The sequence below is a fragment of the Cyanobacteria bacterium QS_8_64_29 genome (assembly GCA_003022125.1).
Taxonomy (GTDB): domain Bacteria; phylum Cyanobacteriota; class Cyanobacteriia; order Cyanobacteriales; family Rubidibacteraceae; genus QS-8-64-29.
Genome location: PXQH01000033.1, coordinates 15,918 through 41,870 on the forward strand (window position 1 = coordinate 15,918; position 25,953 = coordinate 41,870).

General features: G+C 64.9%; 25 protein-coding genes and 1 pseudogene. 12 read left to right on the top strand and 14 right to left on the bottom strand.

What is annotated here, in order from left to right; all coding sequences use genetic code 11:
• Positions 1 to 5 precede the first annotated feature (5 nt).
• Positions 6 to 1,071 (top strand): annotated as a pseudogene (gene cax, locus BRC58_05760) (calcium/proton exchanger).
• On the opposite strand, the gene BRC58_05765 reads toward cax, so the two are convergent.
• The 3 genes from BRC58_05765 to BRC58_05775 are packed head-to-tail and all read right to left on the bottom strand — an operon-like array spanning position 1,068 to position 2,732.
• A complete protein-coding gene (locus BRC58_05765; GenBank protein ID PSP17581.1) occupies positions 1,068 to 1,625 on the bottom strand; it encodes an NADH-quinone oxidoreductase subunit C in 558 nt (185 codons plus the stop codon). The pseudogene cax and the gene BRC58_05765 overlap by 4 nt on opposite strands.
• Entirely contained in the window at positions 1,618 to 2,379 is a 762-nt protein-coding gene (locus BRC58_05770; GenBank protein ID PSP17582.1) for an NADH-quinone oxidoreductase subunit B, read from the bottom strand. Before BRC58_05770 ends, BRC58_05765 begins: the two co-directional genes overlap by 8 nt.
• Positions 2,370 to 2,732, bottom strand: coding sequence for an NAD(P)H-quinone oxidoreductase subunit 3 (locus tag BRC58_05775; protein PSP17583.1), 363 nt, complete (start codon positions 2,730 to 2,732; stop codon positions 2,370 to 2,372). Before BRC58_05775 ends, BRC58_05770 begins: the two co-directional genes overlap by 10 nt.
• 142 nt (positions 2,733 to 2,874) lie before the next feature.
• Here BRC58_05775 and BRC58_05780 point away from each other — a divergent pair, with 142 nt between their 5' ends.
• The 6 genes from BRC58_05780 to BRC58_05805 all read left to right on the top strand — a co-directional run bounded on the left by BRC58_05780 (position 2,875) and on the right by BRC58_05805 (position 5,053).
• Positions 2,875 to 3,222 (top strand): rubredoxin, encoded by a 348-nt coding sequence (locus BRC58_05780; protein ID PSP17584.1) that lies wholly within the window; start codon positions 2,875 to 2,877, stop codon positions 3,220 to 3,222.
• 35 nt (positions 3,223 to 3,257) lie between these two features.
• A complete protein-coding gene (locus tag BRC58_05785) occupies positions 3,258 to 4,271 on the top strand; it encodes a photosystem II assembly protein (GenBank protein ID PSP17585.1) in 1,014 nt (337 codons plus the stop codon).
• 87 nt (positions 4,272 to 4,358) lie between these two features.
• Entirely contained in the window at positions 4,359 to 4,601 is a 243-nt protein-coding gene (gene psbE, locus BRC58_05790) for a cytochrome b559 subunit alpha (protein ID PSP17586.1), read from the top strand.
• A 21-nt stretch (positions 4,602 to 4,622) separates the two neighbouring features.
• Positions 4,623 to 4,760, top strand: a complete 138-nt coding sequence (locus tag BRC58_05795) for a cytochrome b559 subunit beta (GenBank protein PSP17587.1) — start codon at positions 4,623 to 4,625, stop codon at positions 4,758 to 4,760.
• Positions 4,761 to 4,768: 8 nt separating this feature from the next.
• Entirely contained in the window at positions 4,769 to 4,894 is a 126-nt protein-coding gene (locus tag BRC58_05800) for a photosystem II reaction center protein L (GenBank protein ID PSP17588.1), read from the top strand.
• A gap of 42 nt (positions 4,895 to 4,936) precedes the next feature.
• Positions 4,937 to 5,053, top strand: coding sequence for a photosystem II reaction center protein J (locus BRC58_05805; GenBank protein ID PSP17589.1), 117 nt, complete (start codon positions 4,937 to 4,939; stop codon positions 5,051 to 5,053).
• Between the two features lie 35 nt (positions 5,054 to 5,088).
• On the opposite strand, the gene BRC58_05810 is transcribed toward BRC58_05805, so the two are convergent.
• From BRC58_05810 to BRC58_05825, 4 genes are all read right to left on the bottom strand, one after another.
• Entirely contained in the window at positions 5,089 to 6,363 is a 1,275-nt protein-coding gene (locus BRC58_05810) for a histidine--tRNA ligase (protein PSP17611.1), read from the bottom strand.
• A gap of 59 nt (positions 6,364 to 6,422) precedes the next feature.
• Positions 6,423 to 6,899 carry a hypothetical protein gene (locus tag BRC58_05815; GenBank protein ID PSP17590.1) on the bottom strand — a complete coding sequence of 159 codons (477 nt, stop codon included), beginning with the start codon at positions 6,897 to 6,899 and terminating at the stop codon, positions 6,423 to 6,425.
• Positions 6,900 to 6,935: 36 nt separating this feature from the next.
• Complete coding sequence (locus BRC58_05820) at positions 6,936 to 8,195, bottom strand: cell division protein FtsZ (protein PSP17591.1); 1,260 nt, start codon at positions 8,193 to 8,195, stop codon at positions 6,936 to 6,938.
• A gap of 136 nt (positions 8,196 to 8,331) precedes the next feature.
• Positions 8,332 to 9,138 carry a cell division protein FtsQ gene (locus BRC58_05825; GenBank protein PSP17592.1) on the bottom strand — a complete coding sequence of 269 codons (807 nt, stop codon included), beginning with the start codon at positions 9,136 to 9,138 and terminating at the stop codon, positions 8,332 to 8,334.
• A 209-nt stretch (positions 9,139 to 9,347) separates the two neighbouring features.
• On the opposite strand from BRC58_05825, the gene BRC58_05830 reads away from it, so the two are divergent.
• The gene (locus BRC58_05830) at positions 9,348 to 10,658 is read left to right on the top strand and encodes a peptidase S41 (protein ID PSP17593.1); all 1,311 of its coding nucleotides are present in this window, start codon (positions 9,348 to 9,350) and stop codon (positions 10,656 to 10,658) included.
• Positions 10,659 to 10,755: 97 nt separating this feature from the next.
• Complete coding sequence (locus tag BRC58_05835) at positions 10,756 to 11,799, top strand: rod shape-determining protein (protein PSP17594.1); 1,044 nt, start codon at positions 10,756 to 10,758, stop codon at positions 11,797 to 11,799.
• A 14-nt stretch (positions 11,800 to 11,813) separates the two neighbouring features.
• Here the strand turns inward: BRC58_05835 and BRC58_05840 are convergent, their stop codons facing one another.
• From BRC58_05840 to BRC58_05860, 5 genes are all read right to left on the bottom strand, one after another.
• Positions 11,814 to 14,720 carry a DNA polymerase I gene (locus BRC58_05840; GenBank protein PSP17595.1) on the bottom strand — a complete coding sequence of 969 codons (2,907 nt, stop codon included), beginning with the start codon at positions 14,718 to 14,720 and terminating at the stop codon, positions 11,814 to 11,816.
• Positions 14,721 to 14,869: 149 nt separating this feature from the next.
• Positions 14,870 to 17,590 carry a glycoside hydrolase gene (locus tag BRC58_05845; protein PSP17596.1) on the bottom strand — a complete coding sequence of 907 codons (2,721 nt, stop codon included), beginning with the start codon at positions 17,588 to 17,590 and terminating at the stop codon, positions 14,870 to 14,872.
• 21 nt (positions 17,591 to 17,611) lie between these two features.
• Positions 17,612 to 18,808 carry a hypothetical protein gene (locus tag BRC58_05850; GenBank protein ID PSP17597.1) on the bottom strand — a complete coding sequence of 399 codons (1,197 nt, stop codon included), beginning with the start codon at positions 18,806 to 18,808 and terminating at the stop codon, positions 17,612 to 17,614.
• 111 nt (positions 18,809 to 18,919) lie between these two features.
• On the bottom strand, positions 18,920 to 19,396 hold the full coding sequence (locus BRC58_05855; GenBank protein ID PSP17598.1) for a tRNA (adenosine(37)-N6)-threonylcarbamoyltransferase complex ATPase subunit type 1 TsaE: 477 nt from the start codon (positions 19,394 to 19,396) through the stop codon (positions 18,920 to 18,922).
• Positions 19,365 to 20,777: a hypothetical protein gene (locus tag BRC58_05860; GenBank protein PSP17599.1), complete on the bottom strand. Its 1,413-nt coding sequence runs from the start codon at positions 20,775 to 20,777 to the stop codon at positions 19,365 to 19,367. Before BRC58_05860 ends, BRC58_05855 begins: the two co-directional genes overlap by 32 nt.
• A gap of 130 nt (positions 20,778 to 20,907) precedes the next feature.
• Between BRC58_05860 and BRC58_05865 the strand changes: the two genes are divergently transcribed.
• The 3 genes from BRC58_05865 (at position 20,908) to BRC58_05875 (ending at position 22,788) form a co-directional block, all read left to right on the top strand.
• Entirely contained in the window at positions 20,908 to 21,399 is a 492-nt protein-coding gene (locus BRC58_05865) for a crossover junction endodeoxyribonuclease RuvC (GenBank protein PSP17600.1), read from the top strand.
• Positions 21,400 to 21,486: 87 nt separating this feature from the next.
• Positions 21,487 to 21,780: a hypothetical protein gene (locus BRC58_05870; protein PSP17601.1), complete on the top strand. Its 294-nt coding sequence runs from the start codon at positions 21,487 to 21,489 to the stop codon at positions 21,778 to 21,780.
• Between the two features lie 228 nt (positions 21,781 to 22,008).
• Entirely contained in the window at positions 22,009 to 22,788 is a 780-nt protein-coding gene (locus tag BRC58_05875) for a glutathione S-transferase (GenBank protein ID PSP17602.1), read from the top strand.
• Here the strand turns inward: BRC58_05875 and purH are convergent.
• A complete protein-coding gene (gene purH, locus BRC58_05880; protein ID PSP17612.1) occupies positions 22,785 to 24,335 on the bottom strand; it encodes a bifunctional phosphoribosylaminoimidazolecarboxamide formyltransferase/inosine monophosphate cyclohydrolase in 1,551 nt (516 codons plus the stop codon). The two genes, BRC58_05875 and purH, sit on opposite strands and share 4 nt — an antisense overlap.
• Positions 24,336 to 24,391: 56 nt before the next feature.
• Positions 24,392 to 25,945 carry an FAD-dependent oxidoreductase gene (locus BRC58_05885; protein PSP17603.1) on the bottom strand — a complete coding sequence of 518 codons (1,554 nt, stop codon included), beginning with the start codon at positions 25,943 to 25,945 and terminating at the stop codon, positions 24,392 to 24,394.
• Positions 25,946 to 25,953: the final 8 nt, after the last annotated feature.

Below are 25,953 nucleotides of genomic sequence, written 5' to 3' on the forward strand. Positions count from 1 at the left end.
CAGGCATGGGCATTCGCAACGGAATCTTGCTGGGATTGCTGCCGCTTGTGCCCTTATCGCTGGTGGCCGAGTGGCAGCAGTGGGGGGCAACGGCGGTGTTCGTCACGGCCGGGTTGGCCCTCGTCCCGCTATCGGGATTGTTGAGCCAAGCGACCGAAAAAATTGCCCTGGTAGTGGGGCCTAACGCCGGCGGCTTGCTCAATGCCACCTTGGGCAACGCGACGGAGCTGATCGTGGCGTTTTTGGCCCTCAAAAGCGGCTTGATTGGCGTCGTCAAAGCCTCCATTACCGGCTCTATCCTCAGCAATCTGCTGCTGGTGATGGGCTTGGCCATGCTGCTGGGCGGCTTGCGCTACCCCGAGCAGACCTTTCAACCGGCGGCGGCGCGCGCCAACGCCTCGGCCATGAACCTGGCTGTGGTGGCCATCTTGCTGCCTACGGCCGTGGATCGCACCTCCAGCGGCATCAGCGAGGCGACCCTGCAGCCGCTGTCGGTGGCAGTGGCGCTGGTGCTGATCGCCGTTTACGGGCTGACGCTGCTGTTTTCGCTCAAAACCCACGCCTACCTCTACGAGGTCAGCACCACCGAGCACGCTTCAGCGAGCGAGGCGGCAGCGCGGCCGGCCTTGCTGCCCTGGGGGAGTGCCCTGCTGGTCGTGGCGATCGCCATCGTCGGAGTTGCTGGTGGGCTCGCTAGAGGCCGCAACCGCCCAATTGGGCCTGACGCCGCTGTTTGTGGGCGTCATCGTGCTGCCGGTTATCGGCAACGCGGCCGAGCATGCCGCTGCCGTCACGGTGGCCCTCAAGGACAAAATGGATTTGGCCCTGTCGGTGGCGGTGGGATCGAGCCTGCAAATTGCCCTGTTTGTCGCGCCCGTGCTGGTCATTGCCGGGTGGTGGCTGGGCCAGCCCATGGACCTGGATTTCAATCCTTTTGAGTTGGTGGCGGTCGCGGTGCTGGTGGCCAACTCCATCGCCTCTGACGGCCGCTCCAACTGGTTTGAGAGGGGCTTGCTGCTGGCTACCTACGCCATCATCGGGCTGGCTTTTTTCTTCCACCCGCCGGATTAGTAGGCGTGCTGCAGCTCGTAGAAATCGGGCGAGACGTAGTCCTTGCGCAGGGGCCAGCCCTGCCAATCTTCGTTCATGAGCAGCCGCTTGAGGTTGGGGTGCCCCTCAAACGCGATGCCGAACATATCGTAGGTCTCGCGCTCCTGCCAGTCCGCCCCCTTCCAGATCCAGTAGACCGAGGGAACGCGCGGATCTTCGCGCGGCAGATAGACCTTGAGCCGCACCTCGGGTGGGCGATCAGCCCCGTCGGCGAGCTTGACGAGGTGGTAAAAGCTGACCAGCTCCCGACCGGGGCCGACATCGTAGCCCCCCTGGCACTGCAGGTAATTGAACCCGTAGGCGTACAGCGCCGTGGCGATGGGCAGCAGGTAAGCAGGCTCGACCTTGATGAGCTCGACGCCGCGATGGTCGGGCGGTAGCAGCTCGTGCGCGAAGCCATTGTCGATCAGCCACTGCGAGGTCGGTCCGGGCTCGACGATGGCACCGCCCTCGCCTTCAGCGGCCTCCGGCGCTTGGGATTGTTCGTTCTCGTTGGCGGATTGCCGTTCAGCCACGGTCGGTCTCCTGAGCGGTCTGCGATTGCTGTAGGGCCGGCGGTACGGGGGTCCCCATGGCTTCGGTCAGCTCCTGCGGGGGCGCTTGCCGAGCCTCGCTCTGCAGGTAGCGCCCGTCGTGAACCACCTCCACCGGCTTCATGTTGTGCGGGATGGTGTAGTAGCGATGCGTCTGCTGCATGCTGTAATCCCGCTCCTGAATGGACTGGTTGGCGATCTTTTTGCGCAGCTTGACGATCGCATCGATGATGGCCTCCGGTCGCGGCGGGCACCCCGGGATGTAGACATCCACCGGAATGAGCTTGTCTACCCCTTTAACAGCAGTGGTGGAGTCCATGCTGAACATCCCGCCGGTGATGGTGCAGGCCCCCATGGCCATGACGTATTTGGGCTCGGGCATCTCTTCATAGAGGCGCACCAATGCCGGGGCCATTTTCATGTTGATGGTGCCGGCGGTGATGATGAGGTCGGCTTGCCGGGGGCTGGCGCGCGGCAGCAGCCCGAAGCGGTCGAAATCGAACCGCGAGCCGATCAGGGCGGCAAATTCAATAAAGCAGCAGGCCGTCCCGTACATCATGGGCCACAAGCTCGAGAGCCGCGCCCAGTTGTAGAGATCGTCCACCGTCGTCATGACGACGTTTTCGGAGAGATCCTGGGTGACCTGGGTGCGCGAGACGGGGTTGAGGATCTTCTCGCGTTGCTGCTGCTCGATCTCGGCTTCGCTTTGGGGGGTGTTCTCCGAGCTTACGACCATTCCAGTGCTCCTTTGCGCCATGCGTACACGAGCGCGACGATCAAAATGCCGATGAAAATGAGCGCCTCAACGAACGCAAGCAGCCCGAGCTTGCTAAACGCGATCGCCCACGGGTAGAGAAAAACCGTCTCTACATCGAAAATGACAAAGACCAGGGCAAACATGTAATAGCGGATGTTGAACTGGATCCAGGCACCACCGAACAGTTCCATGCCTGATTCGTAGGTCGTGCGCCGCTCGGGGCCGCCGCGGCTGGGTCGCAGCAGCTTGGAGGCCGCTAGCGCCACAACCGGTACCAGGCTGCAGAGCAGCAGAAAGGCCAGAAAGTACTCGTAACCGCTGAGGACAAACACGTTCGCTGGGCGCTCCGGTTCGCTATCGTCGGTTAAGCTCGCGTAACATTATAGCTTTGAGCGGCACTGCGCCCGCGCCCACAGGCCGGGTGCTTGTCCCCAGGCACGCTATGATTGGAGCGAGAGCTCCGCTCGATTTGCCATGCGCGATCCGGCCGACGAGCGCACCCTGGCCGAGCAGGCCCCCTCGCGCTACGAGTGCCGCAACTGCGGCTACGTCTACGAGCCCAACAAAGGCGATAGCAACCGCAACATTGCGCCGGGAACGCCCTTCGAACAGCTCCCCAGCGATTGGCGCTGTCCGGTTTGCGGCACCAGCCGCGCCACCTTCCACGATGTTGGCGCCGTCGAGGCGCCCTCGGGCTTTGCCGAAAACCTCAACTACGGCTTGGGGGTCAACCGCCTAACGCCGCGGCAGAAAAACCTGCTCATCTTTGGTAGCCTGACGCTCGCGTTTCTGTTTTTCCTCAGCCTGTACCGCTTGGGCTAGGCTGGGCTCGCCCGAGGTGGTAAACGAGGGTCCCCATGGCAATAGCAATGGCCGCCCTGCGGCGAACGCTGGCCGCACTAGTAGCAGTGGTGCTGTGCGCTGGTTGCAGCGATCTGCCCTCCCTGTCTGAGGTGGGCGAGAATCCCTGGCAGCGCATCGACATGCCAACCGATGCCGCCCTGGTCGATTTGGCCTTTACGCGCGATGCCGATCGCGGCTGGGCCGTGGGCAACAGCTCCGCCATTTTGGAGACCCGAGACGGCGGCGATAGCTGGCAGCTGCGCGAACTCGAGCTCGAGGAGCAGCAATTTAGCTTTACGGCGGTCAGCTTTAGCGGCAATGAGGGCTGGATCGCCGGCTCGCCCTCCATTCTGCTCCACACCGAGGATGGTGGCGACACCTGGTTCCGCATCCCGCTGAGCGAGAAGCTGCCGGGCTCGCCCTACAGCGTCACTGCCCTGGGCCCGGGCCAAGCCGAGATAGTGACCGATGTGGGGGCGATTTACCAAACCCAGGACGGCGGGCGCAATTGGCAAGCGCGGGTCGAAGAAACCGTCGGGGTGGTTCGCAACATCTCCCGCTCGCCCGAGGGGCGCTACGTTGCCATCTCGGCTCGCGGCAACTTCTACTCCACCTGGGCGCCCGGCCAAACGGAGTGGCAAGCCCACGAGCGCACCAGCTCGCGGCGCATCCAAAACATGGGCTACGGCAAGGACAGCCGCATGTGGCTGCTGGCACGCGGCGGTCAGATCCAGTTCAGCGAGCCGGGCGATTTTGAGAGCTGGAACGAACCGCAATATCCGGAGTTCTCAGCGAGCTGGGGCCTGTTGGATGTTGGCTATCGCACCCCGGAGGAGCTCTGGGTTGCCGGCGGTAGCGCCAACTTGCTCTGCAGCTTTGACGATGGCGCCTCGTGGCAAAAGGACCGCCAAGTGGAGGACATCCCCGCCAATTTCTACCGCATTGTCTTTTTGAGTCCCGAGCGCGGCTTTATCTTGGGCAACGATGGCGTCCTGCTCAAATACCGCCCTCAAGCGGCTGCCAGCTAGCGACCAACGCGTTTGCCCGGTCAGTCGCGCATTTAGTAAACTCATTTGTAGAGATCAAGTCAAGTCCGATAGCTGGGAGTCCGCTTTATGCCAAGCACCGGAGAGCGCCCGTTTTCCGATATCATCACCAGCGTCCGCTACTGGGTGATTCACAGCATTACGATCCCCATGCTCTTCATTGCCGGCTGGCTGTTTGTCAGTACCGGTTTGGCCTACGATGTCTTTGGCACGCCGCGTCCCGATGAGTACTTTACGCAGCAGCGCCAAGAGCTGCCCATCGTGACGGATCGCTTCGATGCCAGCCGCGAAATTGAGGAACTCAACAAGTAATGCAGGCAAGGCGAGCGCACCATGACTAGCAACACGCCCAACCAACAACCTGTTTCCTATCCCATTTTCACCATCCGGTGGCTAGCGGTTCACGTGCTGGCTATCCCTACCGTGTTTTTCCTCGGTTCGATCGCGGCCATGCAGTTCATCCAGCGGTAGGAGCCCCCATGCCACAACAGCGCACGCCCAATCCCAACAAGCAGCCTGTCGATTTCAACCGCACCTCGCTTTTTCTAGGGCTGCTTTTAATCTTTGTGTTGGGGATCCTGTTCTCCAGTTACTTTTTCAACTAACCCGCAGTCAACTCGCGCGCGCCTCGAGGAGGGGCAGGTAAAATGAGCAACGGTCGGATTCCGCTCTGGATTGTTGCCACAGTAGCCGGAACGGGGGTACTGGCTGTTGTCGGCATCTACTTTTACGGCGCCTATGCGGGGGTAGGCTCCTCGTTCTAGCGCACTAGCGCCTCTGGAGCCGGGCGAGCGCGGCTCTAGCAGGCTGACTCGGGCTGCGCCTGCAAAGCTGCCAAGCGTGCGGGCAGCTCGCTCTGCAAGCAGGTTTGCTGTTCCTGAGACGCCAGCCACTTCAGTTGGACGGTCCCAGCCTCGGCTTCGTGATCGCCGAGCAGCAGGCAAACGTGGGCGCCGGCGCGATCGGCGCGCTTGAGCTGCTTGCTAAAGGCACTGCCGCCCAGATCCAGCTCGACTGCAAACGCCTGCTGGCGCAGCTGCTGGGCTAGGGTCAAGGCTTGGGCCTGGGCGCGCTCGCCGCGTGAGGCCAAATAGATGGGGGCAGCGCCCGAGGCAGGCGCCTCCAGTTGCTGCAGCAGTAAGGTGAGGCGCTCCATGCCGATGGCCCACCCCACGGCCGGGGTATCGGGACCGCCTAGCTGGGCCACCAGGCCATCGTAGCGGCCGCCACCGCACACGGTGGCTTGCGCGCCCAGATCGTCGGATTGGATCTCGAAGGCGGTGTGGGTGTAGTAATCTAAGCCGCGTACCAGGCGCGGGTTGAGGCGGTAGGCGATCCCCAGATCGCTTAGGGACTGCTGCACGCTCTCGAAGTGCGCCTGGGATTCGGGCTTGAGGTAGTCCGTAATGGGCGGCAGCTCCCGGACGAGCTGCTGGGTGCGCTCGTCTTTGCTATCCAAAATCCGCAGCGGATTGCGATGCAGCCGCTGTTGGGAGTCGGCATCGAGTTCCGCCTGGTAGGGGGCCAAACGCTCGCTCAGCACGGCCCGGTAGCGCTGGCGATCCTCAGGGTCGCCGATGGAGTTGAGATCGAGGCGAAGCTGCTTTAAACCCAGCGCGCGCAGCAGCTCGGTCGCGATCGTGATCGTCTCGACATCGGCGCGGGGATCGGCGCTGCCGATCAGCTCCACCCCAATTTGGTGGAACTGTCGCTGGCGGCCCGCTTGCGGGCGCTCGTAGCGAAACATGGGACCGCCGTACCACAAGCGCTGCACGCCGGCGGAGTGCAAGCCGTTTTCAATGTAGGCACGCACCACTCCTGCCGTTCCTTCCGGCCGCAGCGCGACGGTGCGATCGCCGCGGTCCTGAAAGGCATACATTTCCTTGCTGACAACATCGGTGGCTTCGCCGATGCTGCGCTCGAACAAGACGGCTTGCTCCAGCACGGGCGGGCGAATCTCGCGGTAGCAGGCCCGCCCCAACACGCGCCGAGCGGCGTCCTCGACCCGCTGCCAGTAGGGAGCCTCATCGGGCAGAATGTCGCGCGTTCCGCGCAGGGCCTGTAGCGATCCCATGGCGATCCCAGTTCCTCGGGCAACTGCCAGGCCCACACGATAGCGCAGCGCGGGCTGGGCTAGTCGCGATCGCCCAGCAGCGGGTACACGATGGCAAAGCCCAGCCCAAAGCACGTCAGCGCGATCAGCGAGACAGTGATGGCGATCCCCCAGACGCTCATGCCTGCCGTGCGCCCTTCGCTTGGGGCGCTCGATGGGGCACTCGGCGGTTCGGCCGCCACCCACTGCTCTGCCGGTAGCGAGGGTTGGGCAAATGCCGGGGGTTGTGGCGAGGGTGGGGTCGCGTTCGCTGCGCCCGCTTCAGTATCCTCGGCGGCGGAAGGCTCGCCTTCGCGCCAGGCCGCGAGTTCCTGTTGGAGGCGGCGGTTGCGCTCGACCAGTTGCTGATTGTATTGCTTGAGCGAGTCGAGCTTGGCGCGCGTGGCGCGCAGCTCGCCGGTTAGCTCGCGGTAGACCGATAGAGGGACCGTGGAGCGGCTAGCGTCGCTTGCTGCGTCGTGCGGAGTCGGTTGGGGGGGACGCGTTTGAGCGCTCATGGTTCGCCTGGGTGGCGCTACTGCCGTCGCGATCGGTTAGGAGCGACTGCCCGAGGAGCGGCGCCGCTGCAAGAACTCGGGAATGTCGAGACCGCCTGAGGCAACTTCGTTGGCATTGTTGCTCTCGGCCGGCGATTGCAGCGGTTGGGCCGGTGGTGCGCTCGATCGTCGGGCTGCGGTATCGGGGGTACTGGGCGCCGCTTCATCTGCGGTAAAGCCAGTGGCAATCACCGTCACGCGAACCTCACCCTCCATGCGTTCGTCAACGACGGCCCCAAAAATAATGTTCGCTTCGGGCGAAGCGGCATCGTAGATGGCCTCAGCAGCGGCGTTGACCTCGTGCAGCGTCAGATCGCTGCCACCGGTAACGTTGAGCACCGCTCCCTGCGCGCCGTCAATGGAGGTCTCGAGCAAGGGCGAGGAGATGGCCGCCATGGCCGCCTCCTGCGCTCGGGACTTACCCGAGCCCGAGCCCGTTCCCATCAGGGCGGAACCGGCATCTGCCATGACCGCGCGGATGTCGGCAAAATCCACATTGATCAGCCCCGGAATGGTAATGATATCGGAGATGCCCTGCACGCCCTGGCGCAGCACGTCATCCGCCATACGGAATGCCTCCTGCATGGGCGTCTGCTCCGAGATCGCCGATAGCAGCTGGTTGTTGGGAATAACGATGAGGGTATCCACCCGCGAGCGCAGCGCGGCAATCCCCTCCTCAGCTTGTTGCGTGCGGCGCCGCCCTTCAAAGGTGAATGGCCGCGTGACCACCGCCACGGTCAGGCACCCCACCTCTTTGGCGACCTCCGCCACGATGGGAGCCGCTCCGGTGCCGGTCCCGCCCCCCATGCCAGCGGTGATAAAGGCGAGGTCGGTATTCTCCAGCGAGCTGGCTAACTCGTCGCGCGATTCTTCGGCGGCTTTTTGGCCGATTTGCGGGTTGCCCCCTGCTCCCAGACCGCGGGTCAGTTTTTGACCGATCTGCATGCGCTGGGTCGCAGTGGATTGCGATAGGGCTTGCGCGTCCGTATTGATGCCCCAAAACTCCACCCCCGAGACTTCGCTGGCAATCATGCGGTTGACCGCGTTGCAACCGCCGCCGCCCACGCCAATCACCTTGATGCGGGCAAAGTTCCCCGGCACGATGTCCTCGTCCTGAGCCGCCGCTTGCGGCGACGCGGCTGCCAGCTCGGTTGAGGAGCCCGAATGGCTGGCCCGATCGCTGTTATTGCTGGGATGGACGCCGCGACTGGCGTTACTGTAATGCGCGTGCGTGGAGAAAGGGCGGTCTACTGTCATCACTGGGGAATGGTGGTTGGGGCGCACTCGGGCTAGTCTGGCGCGGCTTTGTAATGATGGCGAGCAATGGCAACGCCAATATGATGAATCCGAGCCTGGGATTACGCCCTTAGACTATAGAGATTGGCCGGGTTTGTCAATTTGGCCCGCTCGATGGCGGCGGGGCATTGGCACTAGCTCGAACGCGAACGGTAGGCGCCTCGGGAACTTGGAGATCGATGTAGTCGATGCGCTCGGGGAGCGCCTGCAGGCGGGCGAGGGCGGCCAGCTGCGCGCGAAAGCGCTGCGGCCGATAAGGCCCCAGATGAACTTCACCCAACGCCGTTTTTAGGATCAGGTTGCCAGGTTGGCGCCAGTCGAGGGCCGAGACCTCAACCCGCGAGCGAGCGAGCGTTCGGTAGAGCTGAGGCCACTGCGAGCGGTACCGATCGCGAAAGCCCAACACCTTGAGCTCGGGGTGCTCACCACCGCCGCGATCGCTAGAAGCCGGAAACGCCCGGCCGCGCGCGTCAATGGGGACCGCCGCTTGCGGCTGTTGTGCCGGTACTGCTACGGCTACTGGATCGCGCTCTGCCACGGTGACGATCAGGCGCGGCGGCAGGAGCTGGCGCGATACGGTGGCCTCGGCAATGGGGAGTTGTGCTTCCAGGCGCTCGCTCAGGGTCCGCACCTCCATCCCCAACAGAAAGGACGATTCGGTGTGGGCAGCAGCGAGCCGGCGGATGGCCGCGTCGCTCAACCGCTGGTTGCCGCGGATGTGGATTTGGCTGGGCTGGCGCAGATGCCATTGAGGCAAGGTGGCGCTCCAGGCCAATGCCCCAGTCAGCCCGCCTAGCAGCAGCGAGCGCCAGAGTGCCTGTAGCGTTTTCCGCCGGCGGCGGCGTTGCAAGCGCTGCCGCCGGCGCGCGATCGCCTTTGCCGATGTCGAGCCCACTGCCGTCATGGCGGCGTTCCTCAGTCCTTAGCTGCTGGGCGCCCCTAGGCCAGCGCGGAACCCCAACCGGTTGCTGGCTGTCAAGGGCCCAGTGATCGATGCCTCAGTCTAGCCAATCGCGCCAACGGGCTGGCAAGCGGGCCGCTTGCCAGCGCCCCCCTGTGCTAGGCTAAGCCTAAAAAACGCACAAGCACCGGACTCTGACGGGCACTGCACTTATGGTTGCTGGCAAAAACAAACTTGTGCTCGGCGCCACGGCAGCAGCAGCGACCACCGCTGCCGTTACGGGGGCTGGGATGCAGCTCAACGGGATGGGGCTCAACCTATCGCAGGGGCAGTCCCTTTTGCGCAATAGCCCGAAAGAGCTGGTCGATGAAGCTTGGCAAATTGTCAATCAAAACTACGTCGATGCGACCTTCGATGGGATCGACTGGGAAGCCGTTCGCACCGAGTACCTCAACCGCTCCTACGACAGCAAGCAGCAAGCTTACCAAGCCATCAGCGAGATGGTGGATAAGCTTGACTCGCCCTACACGCGGTTCATGAAACCGCAGGAGTTCAAAAACCTCAAAATCGATACCTCTGGCGAGCTGACCGGCGTCGGCATCCAGGTTGCCAAAGATGAGAGCAGCGATCGCATCAAGGTCATCTCGCCCATCGAAGGAACGCCGGCCGCCCAAGCCGGGATCGCAAGCGGCGATATTATTACCCAAATCGATGGCGAGAGCACCCAGGGCATGGCGTTGAGCGAGGCCGTCCAGCGCATCCGCGGCAAGGTGGGCACTGACGTCGAGCTGACCGTGCGCCGCGACGAGCGCAGCCAGACTTACACCATCACCCGGGCCCAAATTGAGGTCCATCCGGTCAAATCGCGGGTGGTTGAGGCCCAGCCCGAACCAGTGGGCTACATCCGCCTGCGGCAGTTCAGTACCAAGGCATCAGGCGAGATGCGCCAAGCCATCCAAAAACTGGAAGGCAAGGATGTTGGGGGGTACGTGCTCGATTTGCGCTCCAATCCAGGCGGGTTGCTCTCGGCGAGCGTCGAGATTGCGCGCATGTGGCTGGATGAGGGCACCATCGTGTTGATCGTCGATCGCAACGGCGAGCGCGATCGCAAGCAGGCCAGCGGAAGCGCGCTCACCGACGAGCCCGTGGTCGTGCTCGTCAACGGCGGCTCGGCGAGCGCCAGCGAGATCCTGGCCGGGGCCTTGCAAGACAACAGCCGCGCCACGCTGGTGGGCGCCCGCACCTTTGGCAAGGGCTCGGTGCAGTCGGTACGCGCTCTAGGCGATGGCTCCGGCCTGGCGGTCACGGTGGCCAAACACCTCACCCCCAGCGGGCGCAACATCAGCCAAAACGGCATCAAACCCGACGTCGTGCGCGAGCTCAGCGAGCAGCAGCAAAAAGCCCTGCGCCAAAACCGCGATCGCATTGGTTCGCCAACCGATCCGCAGTTTGCCAAAGCCCTATCGGTGCTGCAGCAGCGCATTGCCGCCGAGCGGCAGCAGCTGGAAACGGCAGCCCCCTAACGGTACTCGCGCGCCCAGCGCCCGTCAGGCCTGGCCGCTAGCGCGGGTTGCGGTTAAGCTCGATCCGAACGATTGCAACGCAGAGGGATAGCCAAGCGTGGGGCTCATCGACCGCTTCTCCCGAGACATGGGCATTGACCTGGGGACCGCCAATACGTTGGTGTTTGTCTCCAACGGCGAAGCCATCCTCGACGAACCGTCCGTGGTGGCAATCGATAAAAACACGCAGGAGGTTTTGGCAACCGGCCAGCAAGCTAAAGCCATGCTGGGCCGGACGCCGGACAGCATCACCGCCCTGCGGCCGCTGCGCGATGGCGTCATTGCTGATTTCGACAGTGCCGAGCTCATGCTGCAGCAGTTCCTGCGGCAAGCGTTGGGCGGCCGCTCGCTGGTGAGGCCGCGCTTGGTCATCGGCATCCCATCAGGGGTTACCGGCGTGGAGCGGCGCGCGATCCTGGAAGCAGCTTCACAAGCGGGCGCCCGCGAGGTTTATGCAATCGACGAACCGGTGGCTGCCGCGATCGGCGCTGGCTTGCCCGTGGAGGAGCCCGTGGGGCACTTGGTAGTCGATATTGGCGGCGGGACCACCGAGGTCACCGTCTTGAGCCTGCAGGGGACCGTCCTGAGCGAGTCGGTCCGGGTAGCAGGCGACGATCTGAGCGAAGCGATCGCGCAGTACTTGAAAAAAGTCCACAACTTGGTGGTGGGCGAGCGCACTGCCGAGGACATCAAGATCCAGCTCGGGTCGGCCTATCCCAGCGACGGCGACAGCGAGCGGGAGATGGCCGTTCGGGGATTGCATCTGCTCTCGGGGTTGCCGCGCAATGTCACCCTCAAGGCCCCCGAGATCCGCGAGAGCCTGTCGGAGCCGCTGACCGCGATCGTCGAGGCCGTCAAGCGCACCCTAGAGCGAATCCCGCCCGAGCTCTCAGCCGACATCATCAACCACGGCATCGTCCTGACTGGCGGCGGCGCGCTCCTGGATGGCCTGGATACGCTCATCAGCCACGAAACCGGCGTCGTCACCCACGTTGCCAGCGATCCGCTGCGCTGCGTTGTCCTGGGGACCTCTCGGGTGCTCGATCGCTTCGGCGAGGCCCAGCTCAACCGCCTCTTTAGCGAGCGCGTCCGCGAGGGCTAGCCGGCCCCTCGGCCCTATTTGGCCTCCAGCCAATTGGGGCCGGCGCAGGCCTCAACCGACAGCGGAACGCTCAGCTCAACGGCCCCCTCCATAATGGCCTGGATGTGGGGCTGCAGCTCCGCCCACTCCTCGCGCGGCACCTCCAATACGAGCTCGTCGTGGACCTGCAGCAGCAAGCGCGCCCGGTACTGGTGAGCTTGCAGCCAGTCGGATAGCTGCACCATGGCCACTTTGATAATGTCGGCGCTTGAGCCCTGGATGGGGGCATTGGCCGCAGCGCGCAAGGTCTCGGCGTCCTCGCGCGCGGGGCGCAACGCCGCCAGATCGATGGTTTCCTCGGCAGCCCCTCGCAGCTGGCGCAGGCGATCGCCGCGCCAGTCAAAGTAGCGCTGCCGCCCCAGCACTGTTTCGACGTAACCGCGCGCGATCGCGGCTTGTTTGCAGCCGTCCAAAAAGGCAAAGACCTGCGGGTAGCGCTCCCGGTAGCGATCGATAAAAGCTTGCCCGCGCTCGGCGCTCACCCCGGCTTCGCGGGCAAAGCGCTGCGCGCCCATGCCATAGATGACGCCAAAGTTGATGACCTTACCCAGCCGGCGCTCTTCGGCTGTCACCTCGCCCGGTTCCTTATCGAACAGCAGTTGGGCAGTGACCGTATGGACGTCACGGTTGTTGCGGTAAGCCTCCACCAGGATGGGGTCCTGGCTGAAGTGGGCCAGAATGCGCAGCTCGATCTGGGAGTAGTCTGCCGAGACCAGCAGCCACCCTGGCGCCGGCACGAAGGCCTTGCGGATTTGGCGCGAGAACTCGGTCCGGACCGGGATGTTTTGCAGGTTGGGATTGGAGGAGGAGAGCCGGCCGGTGGTGGTAATGGTTTGATTGAAATCGGCGTAGACGCGCTGCGTCTGCGGATCGGCGAGCGACGGGAGGGTGTCGATGTAGGTGGATTTGAGCTTGGCCAAGCTGCGGTAGCGCAGAATGGCATCGATTACCGGGTGGTCCCCTTGCAAGCGCTCCAGCGTCGCATGGTCGGTGGAGCGACCGGTTTTGGTTTTGCGCGCCTTGCGCCGGTCGAGGTTGAGCCGCTCGAACAGCAGGGCACTGAGCTGCTTGGGCGAGTCCAGATTGAACTGCTCCCCGGCCGCTTCAAACGCTGCCTGCTCGATCTGCTGCAGTTGCTCGGCCAGCTCGCGCGAGAGTTGGTTGAGGTAGTCGGTATCGATGCGGATGCCGCAGTACTCCATATCCGCCAAAACCGACTCCAGCGGCAGCTCCACGGTCTCGAACAGCGTTTGGAGCGCGGGATTGGCCGCTAGGGCATCGCGCAATGGCGGCACGAGCAAAAACGTGGCATAGGCATCCATGCCGCAGTAGTGGGCGACTGCAGCCACCTCGAGATCGGCGATGGTTTGCCCTTTGGGAATGGCCAAATCTTGGTAGCTGTCGGGGACGAGCGCTGCCGGCAAGTGGCGCGCTACCAAATCTTTGAGGTTGTGGGTCGTCTCGGGCCGGAGCAGATAGCTAGCCAGCAGCGTGTCGAAGGTGACGCCGCGCAGCGCAATGCCGTGATGCCACAACACCAGCCGGTCGAATTTGGCGTGCTGGAGGGCTTTGGGATACTCGCGACTCTCGAGCAGGGGGCGCAGCTGCTCCAGGGCGCGGGCGCAGTCGAGGTTGCCGCCCTGACTGTGCCCGAGCGGGATGTAGGCAATCTGATCTGGCTGAGGGCCCCAGCAGCAGCCCAATCCCACCAGTTGGGCCTTGCGGGGCTTGAGCGCAGTGGTCTCGGTATCCCAAGCCACGGGCGAATCGCCCTCGGTCAAGGTCTGGAGGTGGGCCACTAGCGCTTCCAGTCGCTCGGGCGTGTCGATGATGTGGGGATTGGGGGCGTACTGCGCTTGGGCCTGTTGGTGTCGATCAGTCTCTTCCGGGCTAAAAAAGGCCAGATCCTCAGCATCGGCACTGGCGCTGCCATCGGCATCCGCGCTGGGTGGCCCCCCTAACTGCTGCTGGAGCCGGTCGAGGCGCCGCAAGAACGTATTGAGCTCGAGCTCGGCCAACAGCGGGCGCAGCTCGCTCGCCTCGAAGCCCTGCAAGCGAAACGCCGCCAGCGGTAGCTCGCAGGGGGCATCGGCCTGGAGTTGGACCATGTAGCGCGAGTGCTGTGCGGCCTGTTGCCCGGCCTCGAGCTTGGTGCGGGTTGTGCCTTTGATGCGCTCGAGGTTCTGGTAGATGCCGTCCAGGTCGCCATAGGCCTGCAGCAGCTTGACCACGGTTTTGGGACCAATGCCCTCAACCCCGGGAACGTTGTCGGATTTGTCGCCGCAAAGGGCTTTGTAGTCGACCACCTGCTCGGGCGCGATCTGGAGCTGCTCGCGCACTGCCTCAGGGCCAACTTCTGAGATAGTGGCTTCTGAGTTGCCCCGCAGGGCGCTGCGATCCGAGTACAAAACCGCGATTTGGCGCTCGGCATCGACCAGCTGAAACAGATCCCGATCGCCGGTCAGGATCCGGACGCGGTAACCAGCGTTGCTGCCGCGGTGTGCCAGCGTTGCCAGCAGGTCATCGGCCTCGTAGCCAGCGGCCGTCACCACCTGCAAGTTGAGCGCAGCTAGCAGCGCTTTCAGGTTCTCCAGATCGGGGGCAAAGTCGTCCGGCGGTTCCTCGCGATCGGCTTTGTAGGCCTCATCCGCTTCGTGGCGGAAGGTGGGCATGGCCAGGTCAAAGGCGACTGCCACCAGCTGCGGTTGCTGGGCCTCAATGACCTGCAGCAGGGAGTGGAGGAACCCAAAGCAGATGCTGGTGGGCGTGCCTGCTGAGTTGCGCAATCCCCCTTCCCGACTGTTGGCAAAGGCGTAGTAGGCCCGAAAGGCCAGCGAATGGCCATCGACCAACAACAACAGGGGGGCAGCATCGGCGCTCATGGCGAGGGCGCGCGGGACTCGCGCGCGGGCAAGCGACAAAACCGCCGGATAGCTTGCCAAATGGCGGGCAGGACATCTCCTAGGGTAGGCTCGCTGTCGAGCGCGAAGCGCTGCCCGTGCAGGTGGCAGTGGGCTATCCCCATGGGCGGCTAGCGCAGCAGCAACGTGCGGATTTGGTGCGGTGCGAGCGTCACGGCGATCGCGCCATCCTCGATTGCCTGGGCAGCGCCCTCGTCCCAGGCCTCCCACAGCTTTGCCGGACACCACCGCTCGGCCGGTAGCCCCAGCTCGAGCTGGGCCGGTTGGGGCTCGCCGGTGAGGTTGTAGAGGCGCAGCGCGCGCGTGCCGGCCTCGCGCCCCGGTTTGAGGGCCGACAGGACCACAGCCGGATTGTTGATGCTTAGCAAGCTGGCTTGGCGGGGCAGCTCGGCTCGGCCATGGGCGTAGGGCAAATCGGGTAGCTCTTGCGCCCAGCCGGGATGGGCGAAGGCGTAGGCACAGCGCGCGATCGCGGTGCGCGAGAGCGCCCCTAGGCCATAGGCTAGCTCCGCCCGGATGGGCCGCTGGCACTGTGCCTCGGGGGTGGGCACGGATGGCCCGGCCTGACAGGGGCGAATGCGTCCGCCGCTCACCGACAGATAATCCACAGCGCGGTGCAGCGTTACGGCAACGGCCGTATCGCCCTCTGGCTCGAGCAACTCGTACTCCGGCAGTCCGCGGTTGGCTATCCAGACCCGATAGGCCTCGCCCTCGAGCAGGACAAAATCGCCTTGATGGTGCGTGGGGTAATCCAGCTCGCCGGGGTAGGTCCCGTAGCGCTCGGGATCGCTCTCGGGGGTGCGCAGGTGCGGCTTGGTGCGCGGCGCCAGGCGGAAGTGGCCGTCCGCCAGCGCGTGGCGCGCGGCAAAACCGACCGGCAGCACGGCGCGCAGGCGCCCGTTGCGGGCCGTGTTGTCGTAGCGGAGCTCGATGGCCAGCGCGCGGCTCGGATCGAGCGAGACATCGGCCGTGACGAGCAGCGTTGCTTCGCCGTAGGGACCGCGCGCGCGATCGTAGCCAGCCGGCACTTGCAGCCGATAGTGCAGGCGCAGCGCCTCGCGGCGCTCGGGATGCCGCTCGGCGACGGCAAGCTCGGCCCACCACGGGCCCCAATTGGGGACGGGGCCAAAGGTATAGGTATCGCCGGCATCGAGCTGGTACTCCAAGCGCAGCACCGACTCAAACCGGACGCCGGTTGCCTTTTCCGTCAAGGTCAACCCGCCGTCGGCCACTTCCGCGCGATAGTGCTCGTTCTCGAGCGCCAGCGGCACTCGCTCGGGCGCGGCTTCGGGCTCGCCGCCTTCGCGGATGCGCACTAGCTGGTACCCCAGCGGTGGCAGGGTGAGCTCGAAGGCAACATCGTACTGCCGCGCCCAGGTCGTTTGCAGAAAGCGCGAGCGCACGGCATTGGGCTCGCTGCGCCGGACGGCAACCGGGACCTCGCGGCCCCCGGCATCGCAACCCAGCAGCGATCGCTGCGGCAGGGGCTCGCCGCCTTCGCCATACGGGTGTGGCAAGTGAAGGCGGGCCTCCAGGCGGTACGCCTGCGGCCACGGATGGGGGTTGAACGCCCACACCTCCGTGCCGTGGCCGCTGGGATCGGCCGCTGCTTCAAAGCCCGCTTGCACCAGGTGCTCCAAGCCCTCGGTCGTGATCGCCTCGGCAATCTGGTCCACCTGCCGAAAGCGGGCTTCGTTGTCCCGATGCACGGCATCCGCGCTGCAGCCGCAGATGTCGTCGTGGGGGTGATTGCGCAGCAGCAGGCGCCAGGCGTAGCGCAGGAACGGGCGGGTGTCTTCGCCGCGCCCGCAGGCCTCCAGCCAGGCGCTGAGCGGCTCGGCGTAGCGCGCCAACCATGCTTGCGCGCCGTGGTTTTGCTGCTTGAGATAGAGCCGAGTCGAGTAAACGCTGGAAAGGATGGGGTGGTCGGCGTTGCCGAGCAGATCGCCTCGATAGCGGTGGTGCGGCTGCTGCTCGGCTTGGAGGGCAGCCACGAACTCGGGCAGCGTGCCGTGCTCGAGCTGGACTTCTTCTAGTTCCCCCTCTAGTTGGGCCAGCAGCTCGGGCAGCTCGGGCTGAGCGGGCATGTGATCGAAACCGTTGCCCAGCAGCAGCGTGCGCTCCTGCTGGAGCGCGCCCAGCGAGGACACTGCTGCCTGAAGGCGCTCCCGGGCTAGCCCCCCATCCGGCTCGCGGCCTTCAAAGCGGCCGATAACGTGGGGATGGCCCAGTGCCGCTACCGGAAAGTAGCCCTCGCGCTGGTAGACCGCCAGCACCTCGGACCCATCCGGCGCTTGCCAGTCGAAGACGGCGCCGTGGGTCTTTTTGGTCTGGGCATCCAGCCCGCGCATAAAAATGTAGCTATCGATCCCAAAGCTGCGCAGGAGCTGGGGCAGCTGGGCACAGTGACCGAAGGGATCGGGCACGTAGCCCACCGGCGTGTAGTTGCCAAACGCCTCCCCCTGCTCGCGCCCCAGCTGCAAGTTGCGCACGATCGCTTCGCCGCTGACTAAAAACAGATCCGGCAGGACGTACCACGGCCCCAGGGCCAAGCGCCCCGATTGCGTTAGGGCGCGCAGCCGCTCCTGCCGCTCGGGCCGAATCTCGAGGTAGTCCTCTAGCAGCACGGTTTGCCCATCTAGCGTAAAAGCACGAAAGTGCTCGTCGCGCTCGAGCAGCTCGATCAAGCGATCGACGGTGCGAACGAGCCGCAAGCGAAAGGCCTGAAAGGGCAGGTACCAGGCCCGATCCCAGTGCGTGTGCGAGACCACAATGCCGCGGTAGGGCGCGTTGGCAGCCTGGCTCGGTGGGGATTGCGCGGGCGAAACCATCGCGTGGGACTTGGAACGGCGCTATGAAGCCGGCAGCGACGGCCGTTGGGCCGGTTGCGGAAACAACTGGTGCAACGCCCGCATGCGCGACAGCTCGGGGGCATTGCCCCATACCCATAGGCTCTCGTAAAAGAAAAACGAGATTCCGTCGAAGCCTTCTTGGCGGGCGGCGCTGGCTTGCGCTTGGAGCTTGGGAAGCGGGGTCGTATCCTGCTTGAGCCCGCTTATGATGCCGATGGCAACCGGAATGTCAGCTTTGGCCTGCTGGAGCGGCTCGCTCCCGAGTTCTGAGCGAAAGCGACTGACATCCGAGCGGTAGAGCTGCAGCACTAGCTCGTCGATATAGCCGCGCTCCCGCCAGCGCGACCAGTCTTGCAGGTGCTTGGAGCGGGCGAATTCCTGTGGCGCCGGCGAGACCGAAACGATGCAGTCCGGGTCGATGCGCTTGACTTCATCGACCAAGCGGCCGACAAACTCCGTGATGCGGTCCGCACGCCAGCTCACCCACTGTTGCCGATGGGGGTCGGCGGGGGGAAGTTTGCCCGTGTCGCGGCGGTAGGCGCGGGCCGTGCGCTCGTCGTAGCCAAACTCGACCGGCAAGCTGAAGTGATCGTCGAGCTGAATGCCATCGATGTCGTAGTTCGCGACAACTTCGGTGACCAGATCCAGGATGAACTGCTGGAGTTGGGGATGGAAGGGGTTGAGCCAAACCCGGGCGCGATCGCCGCTGCCCTCTACCTTGGTGCCGTCGCGGCGCTGTGTCAGCCAATCTGGGTGCTGCTGCGCCAAGCGCGAGTTGGGCGGGGCCATGAAGCCAAACTCGAACCAAGGAATGACGGCCATGCCTTTCTGGTGGCCTTGCTGGATTGCGTCGCGCAGGGCATCGCGCCCGTCCAGCTCGGGATCGAGGGCGAGGCCGAAGGTGCGCTCGGCCACCTCGCTGCGATAGAGGGTGCGCCCGCCCTGCCAGACCGTGGGATAGATGGTGTTGAAGTTGGTTGCTGAGAGGCGGTTGAGCCCCTTACGCAGCGCTTGCGAGGAAAACAGCACATCGCTATCGACGTTGGTCAGCCAGGTGCCGCGGATTTCGGTGTCTGGGGCAGACTGGCCCAACGTGGCAGGCGCGGCGCTCGCCACGATCACGGCGGCGACCGCAGGCACCAACAACCCGGCCAGCCAACGCCGCTGCCGGCGCGAGAACGGAAACTTCAATCGCATGCCAGCTGATTCCCCATGACCGAGCTCGAAACGGATCGACTCTAGCACGGCACGGGCCGAAGCACGGCACGGGTCGATCGACCGCTTCGCTCCCCCCAGGGTCGCGACTGCCTATAGCCCGCTGGCAACTTGCACGATGGCACGCTCGTCAATCGCGCCTGCTGCCTGCAACCGCGCCCAGCGCGCCTCGCCCGAGGCCAGCGTCAGCCAGATCTCGAGGTAGCTAGGCGGACGCTCGGGCAACCGCTCCGCCCACTCAACGGCAGCAATTCCGGGCGGCACTTCCGTGCTCTCCCAGTAGCGGTCCGGCTCGAGCTCGGCGACCTCGGCAGGCTGCAGGCGGTACAGATCCAGGTGATAGAGCGGCAGCCGGCCCTGCGGGTATTCGTTGATGAGGGTAAAGGTGGGGCTCACGATGGGCTCGCGGACGCCCAGCGCTGCCCCAATGCCGCGGATAAGGGTGGTTTTGCCCGCTCCCAAGTCGCCGCGCAGCAATACAACGCTGCCAGCCTCTAGCACGCGCCCCAGCCGCTCGCCTAGCTGCTGGGTCGCGCCTTCATCGGGTACCGTTAGCGATCGCTCGGCCATGGGGCTGTTTGGCTTTGGCCGCGCGCGTGTACCAGCGCAGCAGGGCCCGCGCGACGCGCTGCGGATTGTGGCGCACGTAACCGGTTTGGGGATCTTCGTCCATGACATTGGCTAGCACCAGCCACCGCCCCAATTTGGCTAGCTCCTCGCGATCGAGCTCGACGGGGTAGGCATTCTGCTGGGCGTAGCGCTGCAAGCTCTGCTGGGAGGGCGTTTGCCGGTGCACCAAGACCGCATCGAAGAGGCGTTCGCCGCAAATGCAGTCGATCGCGCGCACGTGGTCGGCAACGCTATAGCCATCCGTCTCGCCGGGTTGGGTCATGATGTTGCAGATGTAGACGCGCGGGGCTGAGGCTGTCGCCAGGGCCGTTCGGATCTCGGGCACCAGCAGGTTGGGGATAACGCTAGTATAGAGGCTTCCAGGCCCGATGGCAATGCAGTCGGCCCCTTTGATCGCGCGTAGGACCGCCGGTTGGGCTGGCGGGTCGCTAGGGGTGCAGCCAAAGCGCGCGATCGTGCCCTGGGCGTGGGTAATATTGGATTCGCCTTCCACGTAGCGCCCGTCGGCCATTCGCGCCCACAGCGTCATGTCGCTGAATGTGGCTGGCACGACGCGCCCGCGAACCGCCAGAACCCGCGAGCTAGCATCAATCGCGCGCTCCAGGTCGCCGGCGATGTCGTTCATGGCGGTCAGGAACAAGTTGCCGAAGCTGTGGCCGGTGAGGCTGCTTCCGGCGCTAAAGCGGTACTGAAACAGCTCGGTTAGCAACTTCTCTTCATCCGCTAGGGCAGCCAAGCAGCTGCGGATGTCGCCGGGTGGGGGAATGTTGTTTTCGCGCCGCAGTTGCCCGGAGGAACCGCCGTCGTCGGCGACCGTGACGATAGCGGTAATGTTGGCGCTGTAGGTTTTGAGCCCGCGCAGGAGCGCGGACAGCCCCGTTCCGCCGCCAACCGCCACGATCTTGGGGCCGCGGTTGCGGCGGCGGTGCGCCAGCAGCACATCGACGAGCTCTTCGTCGTCTTCGGGTTTGAGGACATCGGCGATCGAGCCCACCGTGCGCGTTTGTCCCCAGACGATCAAAAGTAGGCCGAGCGCAATGGCAATGGGGCCAGAGACATGGTTGGGAATGACCGTCGCGATCGCGCCTAGGGTATCGGAGACAAACTGCAGCAAATAGTAAATCGGGGTCAGATCGACCCAGATGGCAATCCCTAGGATCGTCAAAACGATCCCCAACGTGCTGAGTAGCAGCCAGCGCTTGACAAACAGCCCCGGCACCAACCACTTGATGGCGTGCCCTGTCCGAGACGAGAGGCGCTGCCGGAGGCGACGGCCCGTTTGGGCGGTATTGCGGGGATGCAGGCGGTCGCGATGGGCCATGACGGCTCAACTGGCGGTTGCAGGTGGCTGGGAGCCTGGCAAGGCACGGCCCTGCAGCGGGCAGGCGACGCGTCGTTCGCTTTAACTGTAGCTTAAGGGCGCAGCGCGCTCCCCCATGGCAATCGCAGCGATGTCCGAGCGGATTTTAGGACTCGATCCCGGCCTGGCCATTTTGGGCTTTGGCGCCATTGAGATGCCGACGGCGCAGCGGGCGACTCCAGCGGCGCGACTGCTGGATTTTGGCATTATCGAGACCCCAGCCCGAACGGCCATGGGCCAACGCCTGGCCACGGTGTACGACGACTTGCATGCGCTGCTGCAGGAGATGCAGCCCGATCGGGTCGCAATCGAAAAACTGTTTTTCTATCGCATGAGCACCACCATTACCGTCGCTCAAGCGCGCGGGGTACTCCTGCTAGTGCTGGCCCAGCACAACATTCCGCACATCGAGCTCACGCCCGCCCAGGTCAAGCAGGCGCTCACGGGCCACGGCAACGCCGATAAAACCGAGGTGCAGCAGGCCGTGGCGCGCGAGCTCAATTTGGGCCAAATCCCGCGACCGGACGATGCCGCCGATGCCCTCGCTGTTGCGCTTACCGCATGCTTGCAAGCACGTTCGTGAGGTCCCCAAGCCGCTACAGGCTAAATTGGATGGCAAGCTGGCACGACGATTGAGGAGTCGGATTGCATGCGCAGGGCCCTCGCCGCGATGGGGTGTTTGCTGGCCGCTGCCCCGCTTCCGGCCCAAGCTCAAGCTGGCAGCGATTGCCAGTTGAGCCCGCAGGCACGCGCTTGGGCGATCGACGCCTTAACCACCCAGCTCTGGAGCGATCTCTACCCCGAGCGCACCTGGGACCACCTGGCACCGCGCGATGTCCCCCCAAACCTAATCGAGGCGTTTCGGGGCGTCCGCTGTGTAGTTGCGGCCAACCTCGAGTCTGGCAGCGATTGCAGCGTCCGCTATAGCGGGACGCTGGCTGAGGTTGCCTACGCGTTGTTTTGAGCCAGCCATCCGGATCTGGCCGGTCGCAAACCCGAGCAGGAAGGGCACAAACAAGAGTGGCTGGGATACCGCTCGCTGTTGGAAGCGCCCGAGCCGGTCCGTCCAGCGGAACGCGCCAACACTGGCGCGGCAAACCAACAAGCCGAGGATGCCAGCCGCTCGCCCCAATCGAAACGCCACTCTTGCCCATCTCACCTATTGCCAACCCAGGGACAGCGTTAGCCCACCATGCCGAATCAAACTGATCGCGCTCGATCGCGCCCGCAACTGCTCACCATTCCGGTGAGCCATTTTTGCGAGAAAACCCGCTGGGCGCTGGATTGGGTGGGACTCGCTTACGAGGAGCGGCCGCACGTTCCGCTATTCCACCGCCTGGCAACGCGCGCAAGCGGCGGCACGAGCGTTCCGGTACTGGTTGCTGCGGAAGGGAGCCTCACCGACTCGCGCGACATCCTCCACTATCTGGATGCCAGGGCCAGCAGCGAGCGAGCGCTTTACCCGCGCGATCCCGAACGGGCCCGCGAGGTGGCAGCACTCGAAGCCTGGTTCGATCGCGAGCTGGGCCCGGCAGCGCGCCGCTGGGCATATTACTACCAATTGGGCGATCACGCCACCTTGCGGCAGGCGTGGTGCATGGGGACACCGCGCTGGGAGCGCGTTGGCTTTGAGTTAGGATTCCCGCTCATGTGCGAGCTCGTCCGCCGGGCCTATCGGCCCACGCCAGCCGGCGCGAGCGCGGCCCGCGATTGCATCCAATCGACGTTCGAAACGGTCGGCGAGCGCCTCAACGGCAGCGGTCCCTACCTGGGCGGTGAGACCCCATCGGCAGCCGATCTCACCTTTGCCGCCCTCGCGGCACCCGTCCTGCTGCCCGAGTGCCATCCCGTGATGCCACCGCTATCCGATCGGCTGCCTGCGGCAATGGCAACTGCCGTCCGGCAGTGGCGGGCCACCCCAGCCGGTCAGTTCGCGCTCAACCTGTACCGCTACCAGCGAGGGTGGTGCTAGTGCAAAAAGTGGCGCACGCCCGTTAGCACCATGGCCAGACCGCCCTCATCCGCCGCTTGAATGGCGTCGCGATCGCGTTGCGAGCCGCCCGGTTGAATGATGGCCTCCACCCCGGCTTCGGCCGCCAGCCGGACCGTATCGTCGAAGGGGAAAAAGCCATCGCTGGCCAGGGTTGCGCCCTGGGCGCGATCACCGGCTTGTTCCAGGGCGAGGCGGGCCGCGCCCACGCGGTTCATCTGGCCTGCGCCCATCCCCAGCGTGACCCGGTTGCAGGTAATGGCAATGGCGTTGGATTTGAGGTGCTTGACCGCGCGCCAGGCAAAGGCCATCTCAGCCCACTGGCTGTCGCTCGGGGCGCGCTCGGTAACGGCCTGCCAATCGCCCGGGTTGGGGCCGGGGGCATCGGCGGATTGGGCCAGAAAGCCCCCTGCAATGGCCTTGACCGTATGGCTCGGGCCGCAGTCCAGCTCGGGCAGCAGTAGCACCCGCAGCTTGGACTTTTGCGCCAGCACCTCGCGGGCTGCCGGCTCGGAGCCGGGGGCCACCACGCACTCGAGGAACGTGCCGGTCAGCTGCCGGGCAGTGGCAACGTCAATGGCGCGATTGAGCGCCACAATGCCGCCAAAGGCCGAAACCGAATCGGCATTGAAGGCGCGCTCGTAGGCCTGCTCTAGGGTCTCGCCCAAGGCGATGCCGCAGGGGTTAGTGTGCTTGACTACCACCGCGGCTGGTTCGCTAGCGCGCGCGAATTCGGCGATGGCGCCGCGCGCGGCTTCCAGATCGACCAAGTTGTTGTAGCTCAGGGCCTTGCCCTGCAACTGCGTGGCAGCCGCCCAGCCCGCCTGCGTTGCGCCCGTGCGGTACCAAGCGGCCGACTGGTGCGGGTTCTCTCCATAGCGCAGGGCTTGTTGCTGCGTTCCGGCCCACCCCCACTGGGTCGGCAAGGCCGTCCCATCCGCCGCCTGCTGTTGGAAGTAAGCCGCAATGGCGCGATCGTAGGCGGCCGTTTGAGCAAAGGCCTCGGCCGCTCGGGCGCGCCGAAACGCATGCGAGGGGCTGCCGGCCGTTGCGCGCAGCTCCTGCAAGTACGCGCCGTAGCGCTCGGGCTCGCACAAAACCGTGAGGTGGGCATGGTTTTTGGCCGCAGCGCGCAACAGCGTGGGGCCGCCAATGTCGATGTACTCGATGGCCTGCTCCTCACTGGCCCCCGGTTGGGCGATCGCGCGCTCGAACGGATACAAGTTGACCGCAACCAGATCGATGGGGCGAATGCCGTGGGTCTCTAGCTCTTGCCGGTCCTGGGGATCGTCGCGGCGCGCCAGAATGCCGCCGTGAATGGCCGGATGGAGCGTTTTGACCCGCCCGTTGAGGATTTCGGCGGCGCCGGTATGCGCCGATACTAGGGTCACGGTTAGGCCGGCTTGCTCTAGGGTGCGGGCCGTTCCGCCGCTGGCCACCAGCTCGAAGCCAAACTCATTGGCCAGGGCGCGGGCCAGCTCGACGATGCCGGTTTTGTCGGAGACGCTCAGTAGGGCCAAGCGTTGCATGGGATCGCTCGTTGCGTCGGTGGGCCAGAGCATTATCCGCAGCGATCGCGCAGCGCTCAAGTTGCCCCGTAGTCTCGGCCGGCGCCGTACTGCCAAGCCTCCAACCAGCGGCGGTAGGCATAGCGTTGCCCCGGCGGCAAGCGCTCGGCCAGCGGTGCCAGCGACCGGCCCAGGGGGGAGAGGCTGCTGTAGAGTCCCAAGTTGGCGTAATCCCGCAGCCACGCCAGCAGCGGCTGCAGGCCGACCTGAGACACAACCGGGGGGATGAGCGCCGGGCGCGTTACCGTCGTGCGCGCCAGCGCTTGGGTGAGCGCCCCAAACTGAATCACGTCCTGCAAAAACGGCCGCAGCACGTCCTCGCCCAGCTCGGCCATGGCCCCAAAGACCCCATTGAGCAGCGCATTGACGCGATCGGGCGGCAGCTGCTGGTCGATGCCGGCGCGCATCGCGCGCTGGAACAGCCACGTGACGGCAATGTTGGGCTGGTAGGGTTGCAGCAGCGCCAAATCGCGCTGCCCGAGGGCATCGGCTTGCAGCGCCTCGTCAATGCCACAGCTCAGCCGCTTGAGGTGGCGGATGGCTGCCCCGAAGCCGCCAAAGCTCAGCGGCGATTGCATGCCGCTGCTATCGCCCACCGGCAGCACCCGATCCCAGGGAACCCGCAGCGGGCTCTGGCGATAGGCCGGAAACACGCCAAACAGCACGCGCTGGAACTGCAGCTGCTCGAGCGCGACCTGCTGGTACTGCGGCAGCAGGCGAAAGTATTCGTCCAAGAAAAATTCCAGGCTGGGGCGCTGCGGATGCGCGTCCAGATAGCTAAACAGGTAAGTCGTGCGGCCGTCTTTGGCCGGAAACGCCTCCCAAAAGTACTGGCACTGGTTTTGGAGGGGCGTGAACGAGGCCAGCAGGTCGCCGGTTGCGTTGTTGGGGAAGCCGCGGGCGCAGCCGCCCACAACGACGCAGGCCCCATCCGGTTTGGCCCCGTTGCGCGCTTGCCGGGCGATGGGGGAAAAGTGTCCCATGGCATCGACCAGCAGCCGCGCGTTGAGCTGTTGCCCGCCTGCCTCCACGCAGGCACCGTCGGGATGGATGGTGGCCCCGCCAAACGGCGCATTCTCCAGCAGCCAGCCGCCGGTGGCAACGAACTTGCGCTTGAGGGTGGCGATCAAAACGACCGGGTCGATGCCGATGTTGAGCACGTTCTCCACCCACAACTCGGGGCCACCGCGGAAGGTGACGCGGGCCGGGTTGTATTCGGTGGCGATCGCGGCTTCGAGTTCTGATGGCTCGAGCAGGCCCAGCTCGACCAGCGCTTGCACCTCCTCGCGCGAGATATTCCACTCTTGCTCCCGGCCGCGCAAGAGGCCGCGCTCGAGCACCGCAACTTGCCAGCCGCGCTGCTGCAGCGCAGCGGCCACCAGAATGCCCAAGGTGCCGCCCGCAACGGCAACATCGCAATCGTGCTGTCCCAGCCGGGTCTGGCGCTCGCTAATGGGTTGGGGAACTGCCAGCGTGCCCTCGCGCAGGGCTTGCCACTGGCGGTCGGTGCGGCGCAGCCCACCCAGGATGTCCCCCGGCAGCTGCGACAGGATCGCTTCGGTGGTGCGCATGGTAGGGC